At 27.6% G+C, this 3,846-nt stretch carries 2 protein-coding genes and 2 tRNA genes; 3 read left to right on the forward strand and 1 reads right to left on the reverse strand.

Annotated elements, in window-relative coordinates:
* Positions 1-6 precede the first annotated feature (6 nt).
* From I2E83_RS17845 to pulA, 3 genes are all read left to right on the forward strand, one after another.
* A tRNA-Gly gene (locus tag I2E83_RS17845) sits at positions 7-80 on the forward strand.
* Positions 81-249: 169 nt separating this feature from the next.
* Positions 250-858 carry a copper homeostasis protein CutC gene (locus I2E83_RS17850; RefSeq protein ID WP_195266928.1) on the forward strand — a complete coding sequence of 203 codons (609 nt, stop codon included), beginning with the start codon at positions 250-252 and terminating at the stop codon, positions 856-858.
* A 197-nt stretch (positions 859-1,055) separates the two neighbouring features.
* Positions 1,056-3,053 carry a type I pullulanase gene (gene pulA / locus I2E83_RS17855; protein WP_195431369.1) on the forward strand — a complete coding sequence of 666 codons (1,998 nt, stop codon included), beginning with the start codon at positions 1,056-1,058 and terminating at the stop codon, positions 3,051-3,053.
* A gap of 157 nt (positions 3,054-3,210) precedes the next feature.
* On the opposite strand, the gene I2E83_RS17860 is transcribed toward pulA, so the two are convergent.
* Positions 3,211-3,287, reverse strand: a tRNA-Arg gene (locus I2E83_RS17860).
* Positions 3,288-3,846: the final 559 nt, after the last annotated feature.

Consider the following 3,846-nt stretch of genomic DNA (forward strand, 5'->3'; position numbering starts at 1 on the left):
TAATATGCGGGTGTAGCTCAATGGTAGAGCCCTTGCCTTCCAAGCAAGTTACGTGAGTTCGATTCTCATCACCCGCTCCAAAAGAAAAGACAACTTAAGTTAGTTGTCTTTATTTTTTTTCTTGATTAATATATATTAATATGTAAAATCCACAAGTGTAGCATGAAATATGACTAAATATGTGGATAAATTTTAATGTATTGTGGATGGATTTATTATTAATTATTTCAATGGGATTAGGAGGAGTTTATGATATTTGAAGCATGTACGGGTTGCTATGAAGATGCAGTTAGAGCAGAAGCAAATGGGGCAAATAGAATAGAACTATGTGATAATTTACTTGAAGGTGGGACAACACCTAGCTATGGGACTATAAAAAAGACGATAGAAAATATAAATTTACCTATAAATGTGATAATTAGACCAAGGGGTGGTAATTTTATTTATAACAGTATAGAAAAGGAAATAATGTATACTGATATAGAAGTTTGTAGGAGTTTAGGAGCAAATGCTATTGTAATAGGTGCATTAACAGAGGATGGGAAAGTTGATGCAAGTTTTATGAAAAGGGTAAAAGAAGTTAGCGGAGATTTAAATATAACTTTTCACATGGCATTTGATGAAATAGTGGATAAAAAATTAGCTATTGATGAATTAGTTGAATTAGGTGTAGATAGAATATTAACTAAGGGTGGAAATATATCTGCATTAAATAATTTAGATACCTTAAAAGAGTTAATTGAGTATGCTAATAATAGAATAATTATAGTCCCAGGAGCTGGAATTAATAAGGAAAATAGGGATTTAGTAATAGAAAAAACGAAAGCTAAAGAAATACATGGAACAAAAATCGTATAATATATAAAAATAAGCCTTATATCATATTTACAAGATATAAGGCTTATTTTTATATAAGGGTTTAATATTTAAATCATATAATATAAGACAAAGTCATAAGAAATTAATATTAAGTTTGTATTTAAATACAAACATACTTCTAAAAATAAAAAAGAATATTACTTTGTAATATAATTAGCTAATAAGGAGGCGATATAATGTATTTTAACTATAAAAATTATGACTCTATAGAATTTGAAGACTTATATAGATATGATGGTGAACTTGGAGCTATATATTCATCTACAAAAACAAAGTTTAGATTATGGGCACCTTTAGCAGCGAATGTAAAGATAAATTTGTATGGAAAAGATGGCTATGATTATGAATCAAAAGCAAATAAAACTGTTAATATGGATCTCAGAGAAAAAGGAATTTGGGAAATTGAAATAAGTGGAAATCTAGACGGCGAATTCTATAACTATTTAGTAAATATAGATGGAAAAGAGTATGAGGCTGTAGATCCATATGCAAAAGCAGTTGGTGTAAATGGGAAAAGGGGAATGATTATAGACTTAAATAAAACAAATCCTGATGGATGGGAAAGTCATAAAAAGCCAGTTTTAGAGAATTCACTAGATGCAGTAATTTACGAAATGAACGTTAGGGATTTTACTATAGACAGTAATTCAGGAATAGATAATGAAATAAGGGGAAAGTTTAAAGGGATTTGTCAGGATAACTCTGCTATAAAAGGAACTGAAATTAAAACAGGGCTAAGCCACTTAAAAGAACTAGGAGTGAATGTTATACAATTACTACCTAGCTTTGATTATAAAACAGTAGATGAGAGACGATTTAATGAAAATGAATATAATTGGGGCTATGATCCATTAAATTATAATGTTCCTGAAGGATCATATTCAACTAATCCTTATTTAGGTGAAGTCAGAATAAAGGAATTTAAAGAATTAATAATGAAGTTACATGAGTCTGGATTTAAAGTAGTTATGGATGTAGTTTATAATCATACAGCAGATACAGAAAATTCTAATTTTAATTCTATAGTACCTAAATACTATTATCGTCAAAATAATGATGGTGGTTTCTCAAATGGATCAGGATGTGGTAATGAAATTGCGTCAGAAAGAATTATGGTAAGGAAATTCATTGTTGATTCATTAAAATACTGGGTAAATGAATATAAAATAGATGGATTTAGATTTGATTTAATGGGACTTCATGATATTGAGACAATGAAGGTAATTAGGGAAGAGCTTAATAAAATAGATAGAGGTATATTAATATATGGTGAGGGATGGAAGGCTAGTGATTCACCATTATCTAATGAAAGGCTATCTCTTAAGAATAATATAAGAAAATTTGGAAATCTACAAATAGGAGCTTTTAGTGATGACATAAGAGATGCGATAAAAGGTGATGTTTTCGAAAAAGAAAAAGGTGGCTTTATAAATGGTGGAATAGATTTTGAAGAGAGCTTAAAGTTTGGTATAGTTGCTTCAGTAAAACATAAAGACATAGATTATGATAGAGTAATTTATTCAAATGACTATTGGGCTAATGAACCATATCAAGTTATAACATATACATCAGCTCATGACAATTATACTTTATGGGATAAATTATCCTTAGCTAAGCCATTATCAACAAAGAAAGAAAGAATTGCTATGAATAAAATGGCAGCAGCGATAGTATTAACATCTCAAGGGATTCCTTTTATACATTCAGGAGATGAAATATTAAGGACAAAAGTAGATGCTAATGGACACTTAATAGAAAATAGTTATAAATCACCAGATAGTGTTAATAAATTCGATTGGAGTAGAAAAGAAATTTATATAGATATATTCGAATACTATAAAAGCTTAATTCAATTAAGGAAAGATCACAAAGTATTTAAAATGAACTCATCAAAAGAGATAGAGGAAAGTATTCAATTTTTAAAAATGGGAGAAAATTTTACAGAAAAAAATATAGTTGGTTATATAGCTGATGGAAATAAAGTAGGAGACTCTATTGGGAAAATAGTAATTATATTTAATTCTAATAAGTACCCAGTAGAAGTAAAATTAAATCATAATAAATTAAGGGTAATAGTAGATAAGAATAATATAAATGAGGATGGACTTTATAATATAGAAGGTAATAAAGTTAAGGTTGAGCCTATTTCTACAATGATAATGAAATATATATAAATTGAAAAGTGGTTTTTTAGTGAAGAGTGAAGAGTGAAAAGTTAAAGGTGTTTTGTTTTGCAAAACTAAATTTAAGTTATACGAAGGATTTCTTCCTTAATTTTTTCACTCTTTCATTTTTTATTCTTTCACTATTTTATTTAACAAAATGTAACAATGGTGCACCTAGAGGGGCTCGAACCCCCGACGCTTGGATTCGAAGTCCAACGCTCTATCCAACTGAGCTATAGATGCATAGATAAATTCATTTTGCTAGTATATTATAATACTAATATTTTAAAATTTCTATAGTTTAGTTATTTTGAAATTCAAATATTACAAATATTATATAGTAAAATAAAAAGATATTTAGAAATACATAATATATAATAAGCAATAATATAATTAATGGAAGAATATAATTAATGGAAGTAAAATACTAATATACAATATAATGTGATGTAAGTATTCTTAAACTTATCCTGGAGTATCAATATATATAAAATAAAGAAAAAGTTTAAAATTATAAGGAAATAATGAATAATTTAAGATATATAGCATATATTTATATTTGTGTACTGAAAGCTATGATAGAATAGTCAATGTTCTTGAGGAAAACAAGTTATTAACAACAATAAAAAAAAATGTTGACAATAACTCCTAAGGATGTTAAGATATAGAAGTCGCTTGTTCGACAAGATCTTTGAAAATTGAACAGAAAATAAGTTAAGTAAAATAAACCAGCAATTCTTTTAGACGTCTTAAAATTAAGACTCAAAGTAATTTGAGCGAAGAGATTAAACTTTTTATTGAG

It is taken from the genome of Clostridium sp. D46t1_190503_E9 (assembly GCF_015555225.1).
Classification (GTDB): Bacteria; Bacillota; Clostridia; order Clostridiales; family Clostridiaceae; genus Clostridium.

Excerpts from the sequence above, each read along its gene's own strand:
- I2E83_RS17850 (WP_195266928.1), top strand. The coding sequence starts at position 250 with ATGATATTTGAAGCATGTACGGGTTGCTATGAAGATGCAGTTAGAGCA.
- pulA (WP_195431369.1), top strand. The coding sequence starts at position 1,056 with ATGTATTTTAACTATAAAAATTATGACTCTATAGAATTTGAAGACTTA.